1 pseudogene is annotated in these 241 nt (G+C 49.4%); it reads left to right on the top strand.

From position 1 onward, the window contains the following. Nucleotides 1–77 precede the first annotated feature (77 nt). Nucleotides 78–241: pseudogene (locus ACO0LF_RS31885) on the top strand (IS256 family transposase); the annotation flags it as partial.

The following is a 241-nucleotide window of genomic DNA, read 5'->3' as shown; positions in this document are numbered from 1 at the left end:
TGTAAATAAAAGTGTGTAAGTAATTCTGGTAGATGAACCTCCTATAATGAGGAATTGCCAAAATGACGACAAACGCCATGGAAAGAAGCAAACTGCAGGCGCTGGCCAAAGAGCTGGCGAAAGACATCAAGACCGAAGCTGATTTGAATGCGTTCTCCCGTGAGCTGCTCAAGCTCACGGTGGAAACAGCGCTCAATGCAGAACTGACCGAGCACCTCGGCTACGAGAGGCATCGGGACAG

Origin of the sequence: Undibacterium sp. Di27W, from assembly GCF_049340345.1 — a bacterium.
Lineage (GTDB): Bacteria > Pseudomonadota > Gammaproteobacteria > Burkholderiales > Burkholderiaceae_D > Undibacterium.
This window is presented reverse-complemented; position numbering and strand designations above follow the sequence as displayed.